Origin of the sequence: Moorena sp. SIO4A1 (assembly GCF_010672065.1) — a bacterium.
Lineage (GTDB): Bacteria > Cyanobacteriota > Cyanobacteriia > Cyanobacteriales > Coleofasciculaceae > Moorena.
Genome location: NZ_JAAHHX010000005.1, coordinates 81,677 through 104,726, shown reverse-complemented (window position 1 = coordinate 104,726; position 23,050 = coordinate 81,677). Strand labels below are relative to the sequence as shown.

The following is a 23,050-nucleotide window of genomic DNA, read 5'->3' as shown; positions in this document are numbered from 1 at the left end:
ATTTATAAAAAACGAATGCTAATTGAGCATAACACCAAAAACTACTCGCATCTCTTGACTACTGTTCCCTGTTCCCTGTTCCCTGTTCCCTGTTCCCTGTTCCCTGTTCCCTTTGTCTATCAACCCTATCTTTACATCTCAAATAGAAATACTAGAACTATGAGTACTAAAATCGAAACCACAAATTTTCTCAATGATCTCGATCGAGTTGCCACGGTGCGTGGTGAAATAGCTGGTTATTTAAATCAAATCAGTAATATACTGGAACAATCGGAATCCGCAGGGGAGCAAAATTCTGGTAAATTAGGCTTGGATAGAGATATTGAAGATATCTCTAAAGCTAGTAAAAATTTACAGCAGGGGCGATTCCGACTACTAGTGTTAGGGGATATGAAGCGGGGAAAAAGTACATTTCTCAATGCTTTAATTGGTGAGAATTTACTGCCCAGTGATGTCAATCCTTGCACAGCTTTATTGACAGTTTTACGCTATGGTGCTCAAAAGAAGGTGACAGTGTACTTTAATGATGATACACCACCAGAAGAAATTGATTTTAAATCCTTTAAGCATCGCTATACCATCGATCCAGCTGAAGCGAAGCGACTTGAACAACAGAAGAAGCTAGCGTTTCCGAATGTTAGTCATGCTGTGGTGGAGTATCCCTTACCGTTGCTAGAAAAAGGGATTGAAATTGTAGATAGTCCAGGACTAAATGATACGGAAGCGCGCAATGAGTTATCCCTCGGTTATATTAATAATTGTCACGCTATCCTGTTTGTGCTCAGAGCAACTCAGCCCTGTACTTTAGGGGAACGTCGTTATCTAGAAAATTATCTAAAAGACCGGGGATTAACGGTTTTCTTTCTAATTAATGCTTGGGACCAGATTCGGGAAAGTTTGATTGACCCCGATGATACAGAAGAATTAGAAGAAGCTGAAGATAGACTAAGGCGAGTATTTCAGGCTAACTTGGCAGACTATTGTCAGGTAGATGGCTATGATATCTATGATGAACGAGTGTTTGAAATATCAGCAATTAATGCCCTGCGCAAGCGAGTGAAAAATCCAGACGTGTCTCTTGATGGCACAGGGTTTCCAGAGTTTATGGGAGCACTCAATACATTTTTAACGAAGGAACGAGCAATTTCTGAATTACGACAAGCGAGAACCTTAGCCCGTCAAGGTAGTAACCATGTTCATGAAGCTATTGAACGTCGCATCCCCTTGCTAGAGCAAGATTTAAATGAGTTAAAAGAACGGATTAATTCCGTTGAACCAGAATTTAATAAACTCAAGGATATTGGTGAGCAATTCAAGGATGAAATTAAAACTGTTCGGGATAGTAAAGCGAAAGCGATCGCAGATTCCTTTCGTACCTATGTTTTAAATTTAGGCAATACCTTTGAGTCGGATTTTTTACACTATCAACCTGAACTCCGATTTATGGATTTCTTGAGTACAGGCAAACGAGAAGCCTTTGAATCAGAGTTGAGACAGGGATTTGAACGGTATATTAATGATAAATTGTCAGAGTGGAGTAAAACGGCTGAAAAAGAAATGGATGCTGCCTTTGAACAGCTATCTCGCAGTGCGGTAACCTACGGGGCTTCCTATACTAAAGTCACGGATAAAATTAATCAAAAGTTAACCGGACAAACCGTAAGACCGGTGAGTAGCTACACCACAGAAGATAACGCTCCCGCTTGGGCAAAATGGGCAGCAGGATTATTTTCCTTAGCTAGAGGTAATCTAGCAGGAGTCGCCATGGCTGGAGCTGGTTTCGATTGGAAAAATATTGTACTGAATTTCATCACAGTCATGGGAATTGGTAGCATCATTACCTATGTTTCTGGGATTGCTCTCGGACCAGTGGGTCTAGCCTTATTAGGATTAGGGGTTGGAGTCGTGCAAGCCGATCAAGCTCGTAAGGAATTGGTGAAAGCAGCTAGAAAAGAGTTGGTTAAATATTTGCCTGAGGTAGCACAAGAGCAATGGCAACCAATTTATGATGCTATCAAAGAATGTTTTGATGTGTATGAGCAGGAAGTAACTGAGCGGATGGATGATGATATTAAGGCTCGCAAAGGGGAATTAGATAATTTAATGAAACAAAAAGAATCTCATGAAATTAATCGGGAGCAAGAATTAGCTCGGTTGAAACAGTTAGAGGCTGATGTCGCCTCCCAATCCCAGAAGGTTGAGAGCACTTATCAGAATTTTGTGAATGCGATCGCTTAACCTTCTAGTAAGCATTCAGCTATCAGCGGTCAGCGGTCAGCGGTCAGTGGTCAGCGGTCAGCCGTTGGCTTTTGGCACCTCAAGTAGCGCATTAGCTGTTCGCTTACAATGCGATCGCTTAACGTGATACTATCGATTACCCAAGAGTAATAATTAGTCTTGGGTAATCGATAATAGAAGCAAAAACCATAACAACTACTATCCTATATTTAGTGCAGTATTTAGCATCTTGATTTACGGAAGAGCTGAATCGGTATATAATTGATATTGTATACTTCTATAGTAATCCTTGCCCAGTGGCAGTTGAACAACCAGAGAAAGAATTTGAGGATTGGGCTAAACAATGTAAACTTGGTAATCTCAACTCACCTATAACTGGCCAGCTTTACAAAAATCGCTTTCTCACTGTCCAAGAGTATATTGCTAGATTCCGAAGAGCTAATATTAACCAAGTTCTTCCTGATGAAGCAAAAACCATGACAGTTGAAGAAGCTCTTAAAGCTGGAAGAGTAGCAGGGATAAACATTCGCAAGCTACTGACAGATAACAGAGAAAAATTAAAAAAATGAGGTAACCTGATGACTTTGAGAACTGATCCAAAGGATGATATTACCGAAACTCTTAGGCAAATGATTGGGGATATCATCCCAATAGCCTATGAAACAGATCGTGCTGAAGCCTGTCTATCTACCTTATCTTTCCAAAGCCTAAATTATCCAGAAAGACACATTTGGATTGACACAGATGGTGATGGAATAGCAATTGATTTAGAAGACTGGCAGGATGAAAGGGAATGGGATAACGCTGTTGCTCGCATTACAGTCGAGGCTACAGCAGAAGTCGTAGATATCGTCAAAACCTGGCTTTCTGGAGAGAAATTGGACAACTATTCTAATCTTAATAAAGACTATAAAAGAGTTAATAAAATAGCCACTATCTCCAATTAATAAGCATGATCAAATGCGCAAAGCATGAATTACCTGCCGTTTCAATTCCACAAATTCCAACGTTAGCTTTGTATCCAGAGTACGAACAGCGGGTAAATCAATCATAATCTTATCCCGGATACAACCTGGATGAGCTCCCATCACATAGATACCCTCGGATAAGAACACCGCTTCTTCCACATCATGGGTAATCATCAAAACGGTAATATGGGTCTTCTGCCAAAGTCCTAGGAAGAATTCCTGCAATTCCTCCTTAGTTTGGGCATCTAAGGCTCCAAAGGGCTCATCCATCAACAGCACTTCCGGTTCATTAGCCAACGCTCGTGCGATCGCAACCCGCTGTTTCATCCCCCCTGACAGCTGTTTGGGGTAGGCATTAGCAAAGCGGCTGAGACCGATTACATCCAAATAGTAAGCAATCCGTTCTTGGGATTCCCCCTTAGGCAATCGTTGTAACCTCAGACCAAAACCGATATTATCAGCAATCGTTAGCCAGGGAAATAGAGTATAGTTCTGGAAAACCATGCCCCGATCCCGACCAGGACCTAAAACCACCTCACCATCTACCTTTACATGTCCTTTGGAAGGAGGAACTAGTCCAGCGATAATGTTGAGCAAGGTTGATTTGCCGCAGCCAGATGGTCCAACTATACAGACAAATTCATTGGCTTCAAGATCGAGATTAATATCCTTTAGCACTACCAATTCTTCCCGTCGGTGCCGAAAACTTTTGGAAAGATTGCACACCTGTAGCTTAGGCAAATTGTGATTATTGGTCATTTTCAAATAACCTTGAACATAATAACCTTGTCAGCTATCAGCTTAAGCGCTACGCGCACGCTACGCGAACAGCTATCAGCTATCAGCTTAAGCGCTACGCGCACGCTACGCGAACAGCTATCAGCTATCAGCTGAATACTTATCCTTCAACTTTATTAAACCTTAAACCTTCAACTTTATTAAACCTTAAACCTTCAACCTTATTAACCCTTAAACCTTAAACCTTAAACCTTAAACCTTATTAAACCTTAAACAGTCAACCTTATTAAACCTTAAACCTTAAACCTTAAACCTTCAACCTTTAACCTTCTTAAACCTTCAACCTTCAACCTTCAACCGTCTTAAACCTTCTTAAACCTTTAACGCTCAACAAATTGCTCCGACCAAGGAACAGTTAAGCGGAAAAGCAACCTAAACCCAAAATCCAGCATGAACCCAATGAGTCCAATCACTAAAATACAAAAGAGCACTTTATCTGTCTCTAGGAATCGTTGAAAATAGATAATCTTGAAGCCCAAACCATTTTCAGCAGCAATTAATTCCGCAATCACCAGAAAATTCCAGGCACCAGCAACATTAACTCGCATCGTATCAATAATATTTGGTAGAGTTGCTGGTAGAATCACTCGAAATAATACATCAACCCGATTCGCCCCCAAGGTGTAAGCTACATTAAGCATTTCATCAGGGATAAACTTGACAGCATCAGCAATCATTATCGCGTTGTAGAACACAATTCCCAAGAAAATAATTATGATCTTTGCGGTTTCACCTAACCCTGCCCATAGAACAATTAGGGGCATAAACGCCGCCACTGGCATATAGCGTACAATACCGACAATCGTACCAAACAGGCTCTCCATGCTGTAAAATGTCCCCATGGCAATGCCAATGGGAATACCAACTACTGCCGCAAACAGAAAACCAACTAGCACACGGGTGAAACTGGCGATAATATCAGTCAGTAATTCCTCTTCTGTCAACATTTTCCAGCCAGCTTTCAGGACAACCATCGGACTTGGCAGGAATCTTGGGTCTACTAATTCTTGATAGCTGAGGAAGATCCAAACTAGCAGGGGTACTACTAAGGCAATGATGGTGAGCAGGACACTGAGCCAGCCAGGAAAGCCCTGACGGATACTCCAAAATACGGATGGTCGTAGGTAACGTTTGCGGGGAGAAGATATAGGTTGTGGCACAGGGGTCTTAAGTGACAGCAAATTTAGGTAATGTGTAATGTTTCTAAAGCGGCTTTGACTGAGATCTTGCACCATTGTCATTAATCGTAGGGTGGGCAGTGCCTACCAACGCGCTTTGCAAGCTTCATTATCTGTCTGGTGCACTGCCCACCCTACATGAACTAAAATGCTTCTAAAGCGGCTTTAACAAATTTGGGTTCCAGGAATTGCTCCATCTCAGGAATAGTATCAATCTTGCCTTGCTTTGCCAAAAACCTCGCCACATCCATCAAGGGCTCCAGTAAGTAGGAATCACTCTGCTTATTTCCTAGCATCTCCAGATTGGCACGAGCATCTGGGAGACTAATCCCTTTTAGATCAGCAGCTAGGGCATCCGGCTCAATTTTCAACTCCTTCGCTGCGATCGCTAACCCTTCCGATGGATATTGATTGAGAAACCCTAGTCCTTTGAAAACCCCTTTGACAAAGGCTTCCACCGCCTCCGGGTTGGCTTCGATATACTCAGTGGCAAACAGATAAACATCCGTAATCGCTGTCGGTATTTGGGACGAGTCGTAGATAATGCGTCCATCAGGTTGAGCCAAGTTAGCCTGTTTTAGGAATGGTGCATAGGTAACAGCAATGTCCACATTTCCCACTTGGTAAGCTGCTGCTGCTCCCGCTGGATCCACGTTCACCAAAGTAACATCAGCTTCACTCAACCCAACTGCTGTGAGTACTTTTAGTAGAAAGAAATGGCTAACTGCCCCTTTTTCAACAGCAATCTTCTTGCCCTTAAAGTCCTTAATGCTACTAATACTGTTGCGGGCTAAGATGCCATCCCCACCAACGGAGTTATCCTCTACCAAAACAATGCGATAGTCTTTGCCCTTAGTTGCCAATAAGACTGCTTCAGAGGTTACAGGGGCAATAGCATCCAGTTTTCCTGCTAAAAAGGCAGAGATATAATCGGGATTATACCCAAAGGTTTTCAGGTCAACCCTTAGCCCCAGTTCCTCAAAGAAGCCTTTTTTGAGCGCAATCAAAAGAGGAGTTAAACCAATCCAAGTGGTCACCCCTAGAGACAAAGACATCGATGGGCTGGGCTTAGAATCACCCAAGTCATTCCCAGAAGATGTTTGCTTTGGGGGAGTACATGCCCCCAGGATAACGCTGCTGGATACGAAGATTAGCCATTGCAAAGTTTGACGTCTTGACCACAACTTGAGTCTTTGTAGAACCATATCATCTTCCGTTATATCCGTTACATGGGTTAACCCATCCGTTTCCAGTTAACTCCTGAAGACGGTATCTAAAATAACATTTTGTTATTTTTTTTGGGTGAGGGGTTGCACCCCTCATTATTGGTGTTATATTTAGATCAGTAGATGCACCCTGATGATTAAGAGAGCCGCAGTAGTGACTCTCTTCTTTTTTTTTAGGGTCAGAGGGGCAGAGTGAGAAGAAGCAGACCAGAGGAAAGAAATTTGGTGTGTGCCTTACCAGAATTTGGGTAGGGCTATGCATTGGCTTAAGTTGACTATTGCTAGTCAACAGTTAACAGTCAAAAGTAAATAGTCAACACTTTGAGTAATTTCTGCTAGATCTTAATTGACTACAAGCTCAAAAAAATCCCCAAAAATACGGTTTTAGCAACTAGAGATGATCCAGGAAGATAAAGCAGGGGACTTTTAAACCTTCTCAAACTACCATCCGATTTGATTCGTCAAATAAATTTTTCCTGTTAGCATCATGCTCGTGCAGGCAAAATTCCTGTCCTAAGGTTTACAACTATAGCAAGTTTTATCAAGGTATTTACAAGTACTTTAGGTTAGTAAGTTAGTATAAAAAATCTGATTAAAAATATATTAAAATTATTATCTATCCCTAAAAAAAAATAAAAAAATGTAACGTAATTTTAACAAAATTTAACTATTGAAAATTAACAGTATAAACTAAGTAACTTAACTATGATGAATACTGAACAAAACCATGCTCCTATAATCCTGGTCGCAGATGATGATATCCCAACCCGGACAATGCTGTGTAAACTTATGGAAAATGAGGGATATAACGTCGAAGATGTAGGAGATGGCGAGCAGTGTCTGGCAGCTTATACTGAGCTAAAACCGGATATAGTATTGCTGGATGCTATGATGCCAGTGATGGATGGGTTTATGTGTTGCTCCCAAATGCAAAAGCTACTTAAAAATGAATCAACACCAGTATTAATGATTACTGGACTTAATGACCAAGCTTCCGTTGATTGGGCATTTCAAGTCGGAGCAACGGATTATATAACTAAACCCATCCAACCATCAGTGCTAAGGCAGCGTGTCCGTCGTCTTATCGAAGCTAATCGAGCCGAAAAAACCTTACGGGAGAGGGAGAAACAATATCGTTCTGTCGTAGAAAGTGTTAAAGAAGTGTTTTTTCAAATCGATGCCACTGGACACTGGATATTTCTCAATTCCGCCTGGACTACTTTCACTGGCTTTACTGTAGAAGAAAGTCTAGGTAAAAATTGTCTAAAATTTATTGATCCTGATGATCAGGAACGTTATCAACAATTGTGGGAGTCTCTAGTCAACGGTGAAAAGGATTCCTTTAAACATGAAATAAGATATGTTACCAAAACAGGGAAGTGCAGCTGGGGGGAGATTAATATTCAGTCAAGCTTGATAATTGATGGTGTAGTTACCGGTTTTTCTGGTATGCTACAAGACACCACTGAACTTAGAAAAGCTCAAGCTTTAGAAAAAGATAAAATAAAATTGGAAGCGGATATCCAAGAACGAGAACGTCGCTCAGAAATCATTCGCAAATCTCTAGAGCAGGAAAAAGAACTGAGTGAACTTAAATCTCGGGTTATTAGTACGATATCTCATGAGTTTCGTACTCCACTGACGATGATTCAATCCTCTACTGAATTGCTAGCTAAGTACAGTGAGAAACTGTCAGACGATAAAAAACTGAAACATTTTCAACAAATTGGATGGGCGGTTGAACACATGAACCAACTCCTGAGCAATGTGATCTTCCTAGATAAAACTGAATCAGGGGAACTTGATTGTCATCCTGAATACTTGAATCTAGATAAACTATGCCAAAAAATTATTAATAATTTACAGGTTACTTTAAATAGTGACTCTAAAATTGATTTTTCTAGTCATAGTAATTCTAGTAAAGTTAATTTAGATGAACAGCTAGTTGGACAAATTTTGACTAATATACTCTCTAATGCGGTTAAATATTCTCCCCAAGGAGGCATCATTAAGTTTGACGTATTTTGTCAGCCAGAAGAAGCTATTTTAACTATTCGGGATTCAGGGATTGGTATTCCAGCAAAAGAAAAGCAACGAGTGTTTGACTCTTTCTATCGAGCCACTAATGTTGGTGCTATAAAAGGAACAGGATTAGGTCTGGCTATTGCTAAAAAATGTGTTGAATTGCATCGGGGTAAGATTAACGTGGACAGCGAAGTTGGCGTGGGAACAAAGTTTCAAGTCATTTTGCCATATTTGGATTAATCAATATAGCGGTTTTCAATTGGGTGAGATAGTTTAGTAAAGGGAATAGGGAACAGGGAGTAGGGAGTAGGGAGTAGGGAGTAGGGAGTAGGGAGTAGGGAGCAAGGGGAAGAAAATTCGCTATACTTGATTGCTCAAGAAAACCGCTATATTCAATGAACAAAATTACAACAATCCCCGACTTGTGAACAAGCCGGGGATTGATAGTAGGTAGTTGTATGGGTTCGATGCCCACTCAACTACCGATTAAATTTTGCTGTAACCGATACTTTTTAGCTACCAAAGTCTACCAAGATAAACTTTAGCCCGCCAATGCAAGCTGATTGCTCAGCCAGGGGGTATCTCCCAAAGCACAGTGAGGCGAGGGATTGCTCGCCTCACTGTGCGCCATCATAAAAGTGCGTAAACCAGATCCAATCTCACTACAAAACCCTTGGTTTTCGGGAAATTTATTGAATTGAGACAAGGTCATTGCACTAATTTCATAGTTAAAGTATAGCAAATTACTTGAGGCAATGGCCAAGCTTTGTGATACTTTTGCCTACTGTCCACTAACCTCAAACCTTGGCCTTTCGGCCACGCTACGCGAACAACATTAAACCTTGGCCTTTCGGCCACGCTACGCGAACAACCTTCAACATTCAACCTTGGCCTTTCGGCCACGCTACGCGAACAACCTTGGCCTTTCGGCCACGCTACGCGAACAACCTTGGCCTTTCGGCCACGCTACGCGAACAACCTTCAACCCTCAACAAGCCCTTATAACTGAGGTACATACTGTGGCTTCTCAGGCACATCCGTGTACTCAGCCACAATTTGACGGAACTCATCACCATCAATAGTTTCCTTCTCAATCAACAGATCCACCAATCGGTCAACCGCATCTCGATTCTGCCGAATGATATCTCGTGCTTCTTGATGGCAATGTTCTACAATTTGACGAACTTGCTGATCAATCCGAGCAGCAACCTCTTCAGAGTACTCTGCCCTAGACATTAATCCCGCACCGAGAAAGACTTCTCCCTCTTGGCTTTCCAAGGACAGAGAACCTAAGTCACTCATGCCGTAGCGAGTTACCATTTGCCGTGCGATCCCAGTCAACTGCTGCAAATCACCACCGGCACCAGTAGTGACTTCAGCATGACCGAATACTTCTTCTTCGGCAGCTCGACCCCCTAACGCTCCAGTAATCCGAGCCAAAAGCTGAGCTCTGGTAATTAAACCTTGTTCTTCACTAGGAGTAAACCAGGTTAGACCTTGAGCTTGTCCTCGGGGAATCAGGGTAACTTTCTGTACGGGGTCGTGATCCTTGACTAGGGTACCAATAATAGCGTGACCAATTTCATGATAAGCAATCAATCGCTTGTTCTTGCTATCTACCAGGGGAGTACCTTCCATCCCAGCCACTACCCGGTCAACCGCATCATTGATTTCCAGCATTGTAATCGCTTCTTTGCGACGGCGAGCAGTCAGGATAGCGGCTTCATTGAGGAGGTTGGATAAATCAGCACCAGTGAATCCAGGAGTCCGTCTTGCGATCACTTCGATGGAAATTTCTGAAGCCAGTTTTTTATCCCGAGCATGGACTTCCAAAATCTTAACCCGCCCTTTCAGGTCTGGGGGATCTACCATCACCTGGCGGTCAAAGCGTCCGGGACGTAACAGAGCTGTATCTAGCACATCCGCACGGTTAGTAGCCGCAATCACGATAATGCCGGTGTTTCCTTCAAACCCGTCCATTTCCGTCAGCAATTGGTTTAGGGTTTGCTCCCGTTCATCGTTACCACCACCAATTCCAGCTCCCCGTTGCCGTCCTACCGCATCAATTTCATCGATAAATATCAAGCAAGGGGCATTTTCCTTAGCTTTCTTGAACAAGTCACGAACCCTAGAGGCACCAACACCCACGAACATTTCCACGAATTCGGAACCAGAGATACTAAAGAAAGGCACTCCTGCTTCACCAGCGATCGCTTTTGCTAAGAGGGTTTTACCAGTTCCAGGAGGACCGACCAGCAGCACCCCTTTTGGTATTCGTGCTCCGACTGCGGTAAACCGTTCCGGTTGCTTGAGGAAGGTAACTACTTCTTCGAGTTCCTCTTTCGCTTCTTCGATACCGGCCACATCATCAAACAGGACCCCAGTTTTGGCTTCCATCATGAACCGCGCCCGGGATTTCCCGAAATTCATCGCTTGACCAGGACCACCATTCATGTTGCTGGAGCGACGGAATAGGAAAAATAATCCCGCAATCAAGAGAATTGGAAAAATTAAATTCCCCAGCAGTCCCCAAATTGCCCCATCATTGCGAGCGGGATGGGAAGTCAGAGCAATATTAGACTCTCTGAGCTTAGAAATCAGTTCCGGCGCACTAATGGGCAGATCTACTCGCAGCCGCTGTAAGCGGTTATCAAGATCCACATCCACAGCTTCTACAATCGCTGTGCGACCACTATCATAGAGGTCAACACTAGTGACTCTACCGGAATCAATATAGTCCAAGAAGCGGCCATAGGTCATGCGAGTACTGGCGGTATTACTACCCATATTCCCGGTAGTACTGGCAAATGTTCCCTGCCAAAAGAAAAAACCAATGACTAGGGCAGGTAATGTCCAGAGTAGGAGTATTCTCCAAGAAAATTTCATGTCTTATTCGCCTCTATTATTGGTAACGAATGCTGGTATCACCCTGTGAGGGAGGATCTGATTACAAAGCAAATCAAGATCAAATATCCATTCAATACCCTAAAACCGTTTGCTTATAGTATGTTTGTATTTTTGGTCAATACCCATGAGGGGTATTGCCACATAACTGGTGATAACACAAGTTATTGTAACGTTATTTTAACTAAATTTAACATAACTCTCATTCTGTGAGCAAGGGAGTGATAGCAAGGCTTGTAATGGTGTTTCCCAGGAGGGTGGGAGATGTGGGAGGTGTAGGGAGGATGGGGTAGATTTTTATGAAAAGCAGTTATCAGTTACAGTTGGAATAGGCTTGTTGATGTCATGATCTCAATAAGGTGTTTAGGGACAGATAACCATGACAGATTTGTTGGAGCAAGCCATCTCCCAGGTGAGACAGTTGCCAGAGTCGGAACAAAATAGCATTGCTGCGCTGATTCTCAAGGCATTGGAGCAGAAACAGGGGGATTTTTGGGCTGATTTTGATGAAATTATCGCAGAAAGCCAAGTTAGCACGGGAATTGCTGATTTATCTTATCAACATGACCATTATGCCCACGGTGGGGAGAAGCGAGGGGTGGAATAGTCGTGAGGACAGTTTTTGTGGATACGGCGGCGTGGATTGCTTTGGTGAATGTGGATGATGATTTTCACCGCATTGCTAAACAGGTAAGGGTGAGGTTGGAGCAAGATAATTATCGTTTGGTAACTAGTTATTTTGTGCTTTTGGAAGTGGCTGATGCTTTAACTTCTGTACGCTTTCGTCCCCAGACTATTAATTTGCTCAATCGCCTCAAGGGTTTGGCAGGTTTGCGAGTGATTGAGGTTAGTCAAGCTCTTTTTGATGCGGGTTGGCAGCTTTATTGTCAGCGTTTGGATAAGGATTGGGGATTAACTGATTGTATTAGTTTTGTGATTATGGAGCGGGAGGGGATAACGACGGCATTTACGTCAGACCAACATTTTGAACAGGCTGGTTTTATTCGTCTGTTAAAGCCCAGGGGTTAATTTGGTTCCTTCTTTAACTTGGCAGTATGGGATTGGGACTATTCAGGCTAAGGTGGTTCGGTTGCCCTTACTAGAATTTTGAGCGAAGAGTAAAAAAGCGATGCAGCCCTATAGAATAAGCTCAAAAAAACAGTAGCGCATCTGTTTCAATCAGCCCTATGGCCAAAATAAACAGACGCGCTAGTTTTATCTAAATCCTCCTTTTGGAGGATTTACTTTATACCAGCCGTAACCTAGTAGGTTTCAACGTGCCAGCGATGTGCTTTCTTCATTTGCTGTCGGTATGTAGTCCAATCTACATCCTCCTTAGCCGCTGCAGCGGTCAAAGCCTCATCAATACCACCTTCCATACCTTTTAATCCGCAGATGTAGGTATGGGTGTTGGGTTGCTGCATCAGCTTCCACAACTCGTCAGCATGTTCCGCCACCCTGTGCTGGATATACATCTTGCCCCCTTCAGCATTCTTCTGCTCACGGCTAATGGCATAGGTGAGGCGGAAGTTATCTGGGTTATTCTGCTGCATTGCTTCTAAATCATCTTTGTAAAGGATGTTAGGGGTAGTAGAAATACCAAAGATCAGCCAAGCCAAGCCCTTGAACTTGTAATCTTCGTGCTGCTCCTTAAACATCCGCCATAGGAAAGCGCGGAATGGTGCAATACCAGTTCCCGTTGCCATCATGATGATATTGGCATTGGGGTCTGATGGCAGCAACATCTCCTTACCCACCGGTCCAGTGATTTTGACATCATCCCCTGGATTCATAGTGCAAAGGAAAGTAGAGCAGACACCGTTTACGGTCTCCCCAGTTTCAGGATGTTTGTACTGCAGCTGTCTGACACACAGGGATACTGTCTTATCATCCAGGTCATCGCCGTGACGAGTAGAAGCAATGGAGTACAGACGAAGCTTGTGGGGTTTGCCTTTGTCATCAGTACCATCGGGAATAATCCCAATACTTTGACCTTCGAGATAGCGCAGCTCACTTCCAGAAAGGTCAAATTTGAGGTGACGGCAATTACCAATACCCCCTTCCCGGACTAGTTGTTCGTTTGATATACACTTACCAATGAAGGGGTTTTTGGGTCGATAGGTATTGACAGGGATACCATCTTTTGCCTTTTTGGCTTTTGCTTGAGTCATAGGCTTAGTTGTGTTTTCTGACTGGGTTGGTTGTGTTTGGGCCACTGACCCATTAGCAGCACTACTGGATAGAGGTTTAATGCTGACAATCTTCCCTCCCATGCGAGCAATCCGCTGCATTTCCTGCTTCATGCGGTTATAGGGCACCGTCAACAAAACGGTGCCACTCTGGCGAATCGGTCCATTTTGACGAAGACCGACTACCTCATAAAGGTAAGTGCGACTACCAAATTCTGTAACAGTGCTGGAATTAGTAGACTCGCTAGGACTAGACATTGCTTCTATTGCTCCAAACCAAACTGACTATGTATTGCTAACTATGTATTGCTAAGACTTGCCTTGGCACCACAAACGGACTCACGGTCGATGGGTGAGCGGCTAGCTAGTAATAACCCCGAATAATGCCTTATTAGCGTAACATTGTAAAGCTATGCCCAGTAATGTTTTGGTTTATCAGGGAGAGAATTAGTGTAGAGGCACTGCTAGGCACTACTCCCAAGCTACATGATGAGTAACTCAAAAACTGTAAATCCTGAGTCAATTTAATTTTTTCTTTAAAAAATGCCCAACAAACCTTAGCATAAGTACTAAGCGAGGTAATGCTACTGACAATCAGCCTTGTATAAGCAATCTGGTTTTGGTAGAATCCACTATGAGCAGCTAGTAGTAAATACTTAAGCAGAGCTTGGCTTTGGTCTTCCCTAGTGGTTAGTACTTAAGCGAGTGGATTTATGGTGGCATGTTATCAAGCACCACTATAAGCGTGTGTCAGATTGCTCCCAGGCTTGGGCTTTGGCTTACTGAAAACTGATTTGAGAATATGTTTTACGTTAGAGGGAAGATATGACCACAGATCTGGAGAGGGTGGTAGTTATAGGAGTTGCTGGAGACTCAGGATGCGGTAAATCAACGTTTCTGAAGCGTTTGACCGATCTATTTGGCAAGGAGTTCATGACGGTGATTTGTCTGGATGACTATCACAGTCTGGATCGCAAACAGCGCAAAGAAAAAAAAGTTACTGCCCTTAATCCTAAGGCCAATAACTTTGACTTGATGTATGAGCAAATCAAAACGCTCAAAGAAGGTGGGGTCATAGACAAACCTATCTACAACCATGAGACCGGTGAAATTGATCCACCAGAGCGGGTTGAGCCTAATAAAGTCATAGTCATTGAAGGTCTGCACCCTCTTTATGATGAGCGGGTGCGTGAGCTGGTTGACTTCGGCGTTTACCTAGACATTAGCGATGAAGTCAAAATCCAATGGAAAATCCAGCGGGATATGGCAGAACGGGGCCATCGTTATGAGGATATCCTAGCGTCCATTGAAGCTAGACGTCCAGACTTTGAAGCTTACATTGAAGTCCAGAAGCAATACGCTGATGTGGTCATTCAAATCTTTCCCACCCAGCTGCTTCAGGGAGAGGCAGCTAAGGAAAGCAATCTACTGCGGGTGCGCCTAGTTCAGAAGGAAGGGGTGGAAAACTTCGACCCAGTTTATCTGTTTGATGAAGGGTCAACCATCGACTGGAGACCTTGTGGTCGGAAGCTAACCTGTGCTTATCCTGGTCTGAAAATGTACTATGGGCCAGACAGCTACATGGGTAACGAAGTCTCTGTACTAGAGGTAGATGGTCAGTTTGATAACCTAAACGAGATGATTTACATCGAAAGTCACCTCAGCAATACCTCAACCAAGTACGATGGAGAGATGACCGAGTTATTGCTCAAGCACACCGATTATCCTGGCTCTAACAACGGTTCTGGGTTGTTCCAGGTTCTGGTTGGTCTGAAGATGCGGTCAACTTATGAAACCTTGATATCCGCTCCAGCCAAAGTAGCAGCCAAGGTGTAGTATGGTCTACAGGAGCTGATGGAAACAATGTTTGCGTGACTCCAATTCCATCAGCTTCCTCAGAGGGAACAAACCGAATCAGAGCATAAGATTGGCATGGTATCGGATAGAGTTATAAAGATTTGGATAGCTAGCGTTTTGGTGTTTTTTGTGATGGTGGAAATCTACCAGTGGGTTAGACACGTAACTCTACCACTACCAGTGTTTATCTTAGCAGGAGCCTTATTAGCGATCGCTTCTAACTATGGCAAGCATCCAGGCTGGATTTTTCGCCAGCCTTCTTTCCCATCTGATTCATCTAATCCCAATCCAAGCCAAGACAGCCAAGACCAAGACCTTACCAATACTGCTAACTTAAACCCTACAAAGCAGTCCTTATTTCCTACCTTGCCTATCCCACAAAAATCAATTTCTTTTATTATCAATCGTCCTTTTAAAAAAAAGGATGAGTGAAGAATTCATCTAAGCATTCAGCAGTTAGCTGTCAGCAGGGAACAGGGAGCAGGGAGCAGGGAGCAGGGAGTAGGGAACAGGAAACAAACATTCTCTTAATTGATTTAAGATTGCTGCTATAGCTGATAGCTGATAGCTTACATTAACCGTTCATATTCCGCTTCATTTGCTCCAACTCTTCATCCATTTCCCAGCTTTGAAACTGTTGCTCTAAAGGGTCTACACCAGAAGGAATATTGTATTGGTTACTGTTGGTAGTCTGATTCCAGGCAAATGTCTGGGAGTTCCCCTTCGGCTGAGCACTTGCGCGAGCTGCTGCTGTATCTCTAGCTTTAGCCTGCACTTCAGCGCGACGGTTTTTAATCTGTTCTTGGAGTTCCTTGGCTTTAGTAATGCGCTGTTTAACCCCTTCCATCTGGCCCCAAAGCTGATTGCCTTGACGTAACAGAGCTGCTTCTCGCTCTTGAGCTGCTTGAGCCCAATCAAATCTGTTGTGGGACTTAGCCTTTTTAATACGCTCATGCCAACGTTGAATGTCTTTGGCAACGGCGAGAATTTGGTCTTGCAACCGCTTTTCCTGTTGCTGTAAGTCAATAATTAGTCGCAGTGTGTCTTTTTCTTGCTCCCGTAACTGCTCCTCTAGTGCCTGTAGCTCTAGATGAGGATTGTTGCGGAGAAATTCTTCTAGACGACTTTCTAGAAATCGATTCAGGTCTTCAAATAGTCCCACTGCACTACTATCCTAGATCCTATTAGATCATATATCTTTCACTCTGTTATATCAACATATCTCAGGTTATCTGAAATAGCTACAGGAATGCTAACTATAGTGAGTTGATAATAGTTAATTTGAAACCGGCCATTGGGCTTTGTGCGATCGCACAAATCGGGTATGCGATCGCAAACATAATATAACCCACTACAAAATACCATTGGCAATTGGCAACCGAGCCATCCTGTTGTTAATTTTGGCAGAGGGTGAGGGCTGTTTTTTTTGGAGTAGATACAGGGATTTATCACCCGTATTTCATCTAACTAAAAATGTTGTCCAACGTAAATTGAACGAACTTCACCATTGCGTCGAATCACTGCTTCCTGATTATCTACAGACACTAGAGTCCAACCGCTATTACCAATGGCTTCCCCCAGCTTAATCCGTTGGGTAACACCATCAATTTTAAACAAAGCAGCAGATTGCTCTCCTAGCTCCAGTAATCCCACCAAGGTATGTTTGATGGCAGGTGATGATGCTGGAGGTGGTGGTGGGGCAGGGAGTCGGTCAAGAGTAGCGGTGGGCAGGGGGTCTGGGGTTGGTGGTGGCGGTAATTCTAGAGTAATTGGTGGCGGTGATTCTAGAACATTTGGTGGCGGTGGTTCTATAGCAGTTGCTGACGGAGGTTTCGGGATTGGTGATGGGGATGGTGTAAGTTCAGGGGTACTAGGAGGGGATGGTTTTACTGGCGCTGAGGATGCTATGGCAGGATCAGGGGTTGGAAGCTTTTCAATTGGAATATAATAAACTCGTTCTAAGACACGTTCTTTGACAGCAGTTGGTGGTGCAGTTGCTGCTGAGTTACGAGCTACCGGAGGATTGGCAAGGGTGGGGTCTGGTAATGATTGGGCGATCACAGTCTTTTTGATAGCTTGTGCTTTGCGGTCAATCACTTCTAGCGATCGCAACATATAGTTAATAAACTGGGCATCAGGTTCTGATACTTTGCCTTGTTGAACTGATACTAAAGCCACTAAGTTGTTCAACCATGACCAAGTTAGCTTTCCTTGGCTAGTCAGCCACATTATTGTGATTGCTGATAGGGACAGTAAGGCTAAAGCCCATAGGAGCTTGTCTAAAAACTGACCAGAGTTATCCGCGACAATACTAGAGTTAGTATCTGCCGTTGTCGTTTGCAACTCACTTGATGTGGTTTCGGCTAACTCCTGTGTTGAGGGGAGTGGCGATTCCAGAAAGGGAATAATTGCCGCTGATATGGGAATTTTCTGGATTGCTATCGGTTCCAAGGAGACATAGTCTGGCTCAGGGGGTTCTGTCGGCAACTCGCTGCCGTTCTCGATCATTTGGTACAGATCCCCAAATAAATCATCCATTAACCTATCGGCTTCAGCATCTACCGACCATGGCTGAATGGGAAGGGGAGGGTTCAACCGCTCTGTTGATTTTTCTTTGGTAATCACATCCTGAGACATCGATGGTATCTCTCGTTACTATGACTATGAATTATTTGAGAAGATTATCTAGGGTTCTCTAACAGATGCCCCTAAGATTATGGAGCCACAACAGGACTTAACTTTCGTTCCCGCACCTCTAGATATACCAGCAACGCATTGATATCTGCTGGATTGACCCCGCCAACTCTTGATGCCTGACCAATAGTCATAGGTTTGACCTGGCTAAGCTTTTCACGAGACTCTTTGGATAGAGTTTCAATAGCAGCATAATCCAAATCTGGTGGTAACTGCCGATTAGCTTGCCGAGAAACTTGGTCAATTTGGTTTTGCTGACGCTTAAGATAACCTTGATATTTTAGATCAATTTCTGCTCCTTCTCGTTCCGACTGATTCAGGTTAGGGTCACCCAGTCCATATTGGTCTAGATTGACATAGTGGAAACCAGGACGACGTAGTAACTCAGCTAAGGTAATCGAGCCTTTGATCTTTTGCTGGGTATCGGATGCGATCGCAATTCCGATTTGATCATGTGCCTTAATCCGCACCGACTGGAGTCGGGCTTTTTCTGTGGTAATATTCGCCTGTTTTTGTTGATAAAGCTGCCACCTACGGTCATCAATCAAACCCAGTTTCCGTCCTAAAGGAGTCATACGGCGGTCAGCGTTATCGGAACGCAATAGTAACCGATACTCCGAACGGCTAGTCAGCATTCGGTAAGGTTCCCGCAGGTCTTTGGTACACAAATCGTCAATTAATGTACCCATATAGCTTTCTTCCCTAGGAAACACCACCATTTCCTGATGGCGGACATAGCGCACTGCATTAATTCCCGCTACAATCCCCTGAGCTGCTGCTTCCTCGTAGCCAGTGGTACCATTAATTTGTCCAGCGCAGAACAATCCCTCAATTTTTTTAGTCATCAGTGTCGGATAACACTGAGTTGCTGGTAAATAATCATACTCAACCGCATAAGCAGGACGTAGCATAGCACAATTTTCTAATCCCGGAAGAGTTCGCAATAGCTGCAACTGCAACATCTCTGGTAATCCAGTAGAAAATCCCTGGATATAGAGTTCTGGAATATCTCGTCCTTCTGGTTCAATAAAAATCTGGTGGCTTTCCTTATCAGCAAAGCGCACAATTTTATCTTCAATACTAGGGCAGTACCGGGGTCCTTTAGCATCCACCCAGCCTCCATAGATGGGGGACAGATGAAGATTGTCCCGAATCAACCGATGAGTCTCAGAAGTCGTGCGGGTCAGATAGCAATACATCTGCTCTCGTTCCACCCACACATCTGGGTCAAAGCTAAACCAGCGCACCTTCTCATCCCCTGGTTGAGGTTCCAAGTTGCTGTAATCTACGGATCGCTTATCTACCCGTGCGGGAGTTCCCGTCTTGAGTCGTCCCGTTTCAAAGCCTAAGCGGTTAAGGGTTTCCGTCAAGCCAATTGCCGCAAATTCCCCAGCCCGTCCTGCTGACATCGACTTGTTTCCCACCCAGATCCGTCCACCCAGGAAAGTGCCTGTTGTCAAGATTACTGCCGATGCTCTCAAAGCTACACCGAAGTAAGTCTGGACACCTATCACCTCATCATTAGACCCCAGCACCAAATCCGTGACCATGGCTTCCCGGAGAGTCAAGTTTTCTTGATTTTCTACAATCTCCTTCATCACAGCCGCATATTCTCGCTTATCCGTCTGCGCTCGCAAAGCCCAAACCGCTGGTCCCCGTGAACAGTTAAGTACGCGCTTTTGCAGGTAGGTACGGTCAGCCATTTTGCCAATTTCTCCACCCAAAGCATCTACCTCATGGGTGAGTTGAGACTTGGCCGGTGCTCCCACTGCTGGGTTACAGGGTTGCCAAGCAATTTTGTCTAGGTTGAGGGTAAGTAGGATAGTACGACAGCCCAACCGTGCTGAAGCTAGGGCGGCTTCACAACCAGCGTGTCCCGCGCCAACTACAATCACATCAAAGGCATCTTGGAAATCTACTTGGGAATGCATGGGTCTAAGGAAGGATCAGAAATCAAAGGTGAGGAATTTCATACCATAAAATGGTTCATTTTTTATAGTTTAATTTAAAAATTAAGGGTTTGGTTTGATAGTTTACTGTCTACTAGCCTTCAATCGTCAACCCTCAACCGTCAACAACCAACTATTAGTTAACCCTTTCAACCCCAGTTACCCTTCAGTGAGAATTTTTGGCACTTTGAAGAAATCACCATCCTGCTCAGGAGCCTCCCTGAACATACAATCCCTGTCAGTATAGGGTTTGAGAGTATCCAGTCGAGTCACATTACTAATATCAATCGCCCGTGTAGTCGGCGGCACATCCTCAGTATCTAATTCACTAAGCTGTTGAAAATATTCGAAAATACTGCTCATCTGAGCTGCAAATTTCTCCTCTTCCTCTGCTTTCAGTTCTAAACGAGCAAGATTGGCAACTTTTTGGACTTGTTCGCGGTCAATCATAATTTAGTTATATTATATTCTTGGTTACTAATGAACTCCTCAACACTCAACAGTAAAGGCTTAGCCCAAATCAAAGACTATCAAGACTATCAAGTTTATTAACTAGAAGCTAGCCGCTAGAAGTAAACATCAATCGTAGAACGACCTGTAGTTTTCAGCCAGTTTTGGGCTTCAATGTAGTTATTAGGAGCAAGGCGAATAGCTCGTTTCCAATAATCAGCCGCTTTGTCATACAAAGCTTCTGCCCCCTCACTATCCCCAGCTTCCTTAGACTGTTCACCTTGGTAATGGTAAATTACGGCTACATTATTAAGGGCCTGAGGCATACGGGGGTTGATATCAAGGGCCTGATGATAGAGTTCTAAAGCACGCTCATGCTCACCATTACTCGCTTGAATCAGCCCCATGTTGTAGATAATAAAGCTGCGGTCGTTGGGGTCTTCCTCCAGTTCCAAGGCTTTTTTGTAATTATCCATAGCTTCAGCATATTCCCCATCCGCTTGAGCTGACATACCATCTCGGTAATAGACAAAAGCTTCCTTGGCTTGCTTATTAGTAGGCAGAATCTTTAAGAGGATGTCTGCCATCACCGTAAAGGTTTTATCGATAAAGTTATCGTTGCGTTGAGTGCGTGGCATAGTTGCGTGGGTCTATAGTCTTCACCTTGTAGATAATCCTATCTCGTGATGTGAGCATTTAGCTATGAACCTATCAGCAGTTAGCTCGACAATCCAGGAAAACTTAAGCATTGGGCTGACTGCTGCAAGTCATGACTTATCCTGAACACCCCTCAATCAGGAAAATCTAGGAGCATCATTTCCAGGCAGTTCCGGGTAGGCTCTGGCAGAACCTGTAGATATATCCATCTTTTCTGTGTACCGCTGATATGTCTTGAGGTCTACAGCTTTTATAACCCTTCTCTCCTAGAGGAGTAAATCCAAAACTTCCCTTACTTCTGGGGGTTACCTTACCTATACCCAACTTCTGATGTTTGGCAATGTCCCCAGTAATCCAGCCCTTAATAGGTTTAAGTGGATTGTGCCTGATCGGGTAGCCATACTTATTGAGTGCAGCTTTCTGCCTGCCTCCGGGTCCAATACAGGTGACTAGTAGAGGTTGAGAGGTTTTCAATACCAAAGCTTCAACGTCTCCAACACAAGCAGCATCAATCCAATGCTGTTTAGGCAATCCGAAATTAATTCGGTTGTATTTAGTCTGAGCACCCGTACCAGTAACCACAGGTTTTATTCCTTTAAGTACTTTCACGATCTTATTCCTAGTCGTATTTACCGCTGCTGCATCTGATAATGGTTGTTTGGCCTTAGTTTTTATTTTTTGTAGCAGACTTGGTTTCTTTCTCAGGAAGTCTTCTACAGGCTTGTTTCCTTTTCGTTGATTGCATTTATCGCAGGCTAAACAAAGATTACTTACTCTATTGCTTCCTCCTTTTGATTTTGGATGAATATGCTCAATCTGTAGGGGGGTATTTTGCTTGCCACAATAAGTGCATTGTCTTCCCCATTTTTCGAGTAAATACTCTCTGACTTCGTAGCCAGCTATTTCCCCTTGCTGGTATTCAGTACCATTGATTTCAGGGTTCTGCATCTTTTGGGTATCAAACTTGACTCTTTCGACCCAAATTTCGTTGACTGGACAGAATTTAATCAAGCGTTTAACCCAAGTCTCAGTAGTCAATATTCTGTGCTCCAAACTGGGAGGCAGCCATCCTTCTGGACGCTTACGGTTAAGGAATCTGGGCTTCCTGTACCTGGTGTTACGGTTACGCCTTCGGTGTCTTACAGCTCTTCTAGACTCTAATTTTTTCTTGATTAATCCTCCTCTGTGTTCTAGTTCCATTCCCCAGATGACTTGGTCGTTTTGAACTATGGCAAACCCAGTAGTTTTACTCCCCGGATCTATTTTAATTTGACAAGGTGAGATAGTTGGATTATTGATCGCAGTCTTAAGGATGATTGTAAATGGATACATTCTAAAAACCGCAGCTTTGCCAATATCAAGCAGTCGGCGAGCTTTCTTTGGGTGAATGGGGTTTAATGGTTGTTTGCTTGCGTCAATGACAAATACATAATTCTGCATGATTAGTGCATCTCAATTTGGTAAAGTGTTCCGGACTTCGTCCCGCTACGCGAACGACAATGTTGGAATGGCTTGTGTTTTGCTAATCACACTTTTTGCCTTCACCTTAATGATTAGCGACAGAGCCAAGAGCTGGAGGTTACTCTTGGGTGTCATGACCAAACCAACGTAGAAAATTAATTCTCAGTCTGCATCCTAGTTGGCGATTTCCGGGAATTGCCGGGAATTGCCTAGGCTTTGACTAGGAGGTGATATAGCTTGTAGTGCTATAGCTCAAGTAATGCCTGTGTTACCTAGAGCGTCAACTGACTTACTGTTCTATAACTTGATTATTCTTTAGCATATCTGGTTATATATGTCAATAAAATTAACGAAGTGTAAAAATCTCAGTAAAATCACTTAGAATAAAAGCATGGTAGATGAACCCTGATAATTACCCCCGGAGCTGAAGTTTCCGGGGTTTTCTGTATTGCCTAT

General features: G+C 43.6%; 23 protein-coding genes. 11 read left to right on the top strand and 12 right to left on the bottom strand.

Annotation, left to right across the window (positions count from 1 at the left end; translation table 11 throughout):
- Window positions 1-15 precede the first annotated feature (15 nt).
- The 4 genes from F6K53_RS05350 (at window position 16) to F6K53_RS05335 (ending at window position 3,185) form a co-directional block, all read left to right on the top strand.
- Complete coding sequence (locus F6K53_RS05350; RefSeq protein WP_364301448.1) at window positions 16-2,238, top strand: dynamin family protein; 2,223 nt, start codon at window positions 16-18, stop codon at window positions 2,236-2,238.
- Complete coding sequence (locus F6K53_RS05345; protein ID WP_293065563.1) at window positions 2,225-2,365, top strand: hypothetical protein; 141 nt, start codon at window positions 2,225-2,227, stop codon at window positions 2,363-2,365. The genes F6K53_RS05350 and F6K53_RS05345 overlap by 14 nt, the downstream gene beginning before the upstream one ends.
- A gap of 169 nt (window positions 2,366-2,534) precedes the next feature.
- Window positions 2,535-2,807: a hypothetical protein gene (locus F6K53_RS05340; protein ID WP_293065560.1), complete on the top strand. Its 273-nt coding sequence runs from the start codon at window positions 2,535-2,537 to the stop codon at window positions 2,805-2,807.
- Between the two features lie 9 nt (window positions 2,808-2,816).
- Window positions 2,817-3,185 (top strand): hypothetical protein, encoded by a 369-nt coding sequence (locus F6K53_RS05335; RefSeq protein WP_293080042.1) that lies wholly within the window; start codon window positions 2,817-2,819, stop codon window positions 3,183-3,185.
- Between the two features lie 9 nt (window positions 3,186-3,194).
- On the opposite strand, the gene F6K53_RS05330 is transcribed toward F6K53_RS05335, so the two are convergent.
- The 3 genes from F6K53_RS05330 to F6K53_RS05320 all read right to left on the bottom strand — a co-directional run bounded on the left by F6K53_RS05330 (window position 3,195) and on the right by F6K53_RS05320 (window position 6,387).
- Window positions 3,195-3,965: an ABC transporter ATP-binding protein gene (locus tag F6K53_RS05330; RefSeq protein ID WP_293080039.1), complete on the bottom strand. Its 771-nt coding sequence runs from the start codon at window positions 3,963-3,965 to the stop codon at window positions 3,195-3,197.
- Between the two features lie 359 nt (window positions 3,966-4,324).
- Window positions 4,325-5,164 (bottom strand): ABC transporter permease, encoded by an 840-nt coding sequence (locus F6K53_RS05325; protein ID WP_293065551.1) that lies wholly within the window; start codon window positions 5,162-5,164, stop codon window positions 4,325-4,327.
- A 161-nt stretch (window positions 5,165-5,325) separates the two neighbouring features.
- Window positions 5,326-6,387 (bottom strand): ABC transporter substrate-binding protein, encoded by a 1,062-nt coding sequence (locus F6K53_RS05320; RefSeq protein ID WP_293065548.1) that lies wholly within the window; start codon window positions 6,385-6,387, stop codon window positions 5,326-5,328.
- Window positions 6,388-7,113: 726 nt separating this feature from the next.
- On the opposite strand from F6K53_RS05320, the gene F6K53_RS05315 reads away from it, so the two are divergent.
- On the top strand, window positions 7,114-8,673 hold the full coding sequence (locus F6K53_RS05315; RefSeq protein ID WP_293065545.1) for an ATP-binding protein: 1,560 nt from the start codon (window positions 7,114-7,116) through the stop codon (window positions 8,671-8,673).
- Here F6K53_RS05315 and F6K53_RS05310 read toward each other — a convergent pair.
- Window positions 8,651-8,836, bottom strand: coding sequence for a hypothetical protein (locus F6K53_RS05310; RefSeq protein ID WP_293080034.1), 186 nt, complete (start codon window positions 8,834-8,836; stop codon window positions 8,651-8,653). The genes F6K53_RS05315 and F6K53_RS05310 overlap by 23 nt on opposite strands.
- A gap of 401 nt (window positions 8,837-9,237) precedes the next feature.
- On the opposite strand from F6K53_RS05310, the gene F6K53_RS05305 reads away from it, so the two are divergent.
- Complete coding sequence (locus F6K53_RS05305; RefSeq protein WP_293065542.1) at window positions 9,238-9,438, top strand: hypothetical protein; 201 nt, start codon at window positions 9,238-9,240, stop codon at window positions 9,436-9,438.
- Here F6K53_RS05305 and ftsH2 read toward each other — a convergent pair.
- Window positions 9,433-11,319: an ATP-dependent zinc metalloprotease FtsH2 gene (gene ftsH2, locus F6K53_RS05300; protein ID WP_293021913.1), complete on the bottom strand. Its 1,887-nt coding sequence runs from the start codon at window positions 11,317-11,319 to the stop codon at window positions 9,433-9,435. The two genes, F6K53_RS05305 and ftsH2, sit on opposite strands and share 6 nt — an antisense overlap.
- Window positions 11,320-11,716: 397 nt before the next feature.
- Between ftsH2 and F6K53_RS05295 the strand changes: the two genes are divergently transcribed.
- Window positions 11,717-11,944 (top strand): hypothetical protein, encoded by a 228-nt coding sequence (locus tag F6K53_RS05295; protein WP_293021911.1) that lies wholly within the window; start codon window positions 11,717-11,719, stop codon window positions 11,942-11,944.
- A 2-nt stretch (window positions 11,945-11,946) separates the two neighbouring features.
- Window positions 11,947-12,366, top strand: coding sequence for a PIN domain-containing protein (locus F6K53_RS05290; RefSeq protein WP_075899596.1), 420 nt, complete (start codon window positions 11,947-11,949; stop codon window positions 12,364-12,366).
- Window positions 12,367-12,599: 233 nt separating this feature from the next.
- Here the strand turns inward: F6K53_RS05290 and petH are convergent, their stop codons facing one another.
- Complete coding sequence (petH, locus tag F6K53_RS05285) at window positions 12,600-13,784, bottom strand: ferredoxin--NADP reductase (RefSeq protein WP_293065538.1); 1,185 nt, start codon at window positions 13,782-13,784, stop codon at window positions 12,600-12,602.
- A 567-nt stretch (window positions 13,785-14,351) separates the two neighbouring features.
- Between petH and F6K53_RS05280 the strand changes: the two genes are divergently transcribed.
- Window positions 14,352-15,362 (top strand): phosphoribulokinase, encoded by a 1,011-nt coding sequence (locus F6K53_RS05280; protein ID WP_293021906.1) that lies wholly within the window; start codon window positions 14,352-14,354, stop codon window positions 15,360-15,362.
- A 96-nt stretch (window positions 15,363-15,458) separates the two neighbouring features.
- Entirely contained in the window at window positions 15,459-15,815 is a 357-nt protein-coding gene (locus F6K53_RS05275; RefSeq protein WP_293038575.1) for a hypothetical protein, read from the top strand.
- Between the two features lie 142 nt (window positions 15,816-15,957).
- Here the strand turns inward: F6K53_RS05275 and F6K53_RS05270 are convergent, their stop codons facing one another.
- From F6K53_RS05270 to iscB, 6 genes are all read right to left on the bottom strand, one after another.
- The gene (locus F6K53_RS05270) at window positions 15,958-16,545 is read right to left on the bottom strand and encodes a TIGR04376 family protein (RefSeq protein ID WP_293038572.1); all 588 of its coding nucleotides are present in this window, start codon (window positions 16,543-16,545) and stop codon (window positions 15,958-15,960) included.
- 305 nt (window positions 16,546-16,850) lie between these two features.
- Window positions 16,851-18,020: a hypothetical protein gene (locus F6K53_RS05265; protein WP_293065533.1), complete on the bottom strand. Its 1,170-nt coding sequence runs from the start codon at window positions 18,018-18,020 to the stop codon at window positions 16,851-16,853.
- A 77-nt stretch (window positions 18,021-18,097) separates the two neighbouring features.
- Entirely contained in the window at window positions 18,098-20,008 is a 1,911-nt protein-coding gene (gene mnmG / locus F6K53_RS05260; RefSeq protein WP_293065530.1) for a tRNA uridine-5-carboxymethylaminomethyl(34) synthesis enzyme MnmG, read from the bottom strand.
- A 177-nt stretch (window positions 20,009-20,185) separates the two neighbouring features.
- The gene (gene gatC, locus F6K53_RS05255; protein ID WP_293038553.1) at window positions 20,186-20,476 is read right to left on the bottom strand and encodes an Asp-tRNA(Asn)/Glu-tRNA(Gln) amidotransferase subunit GatC; all 291 of its coding nucleotides are present in this window, start codon (window positions 20,474-20,476) and stop codon (window positions 20,186-20,188) included.
- 116 nt (window positions 20,477-20,592) lie between these two features.
- Complete coding sequence (locus tag F6K53_RS05250) at window positions 20,593-21,114, bottom strand: photosystem I assembly protein Ycf3 (protein ID WP_293021894.1); 522 nt, start codon at window positions 21,112-21,114, stop codon at window positions 20,593-20,595.
- 175 nt (window positions 21,115-21,289) lie between these two features.
- On the bottom strand, window positions 21,290-22,573 hold the full coding sequence (gene iscB, locus F6K53_RS05245; RefSeq protein ID WP_293065527.1) for an RNA-guided endonuclease IscB: 1,284 nt from the start codon (window positions 22,571-22,573) through the stop codon (window positions 21,290-21,292).
- Between iscB and F6K53_RS05240 the strand changes: the two genes are divergently transcribed.
- Window positions 22,572-22,745: a hypothetical protein gene (locus tag F6K53_RS05240; RefSeq protein WP_293021515.1), complete on the top strand. Its 174-nt coding sequence runs from the start codon at window positions 22,572-22,574 to the stop codon at window positions 22,743-22,745. The two genes, iscB and F6K53_RS05240, sit on opposite strands and share 2 nt — an antisense overlap.
- Window positions 22,746-23,050: the final 305 nt, after the last annotated feature.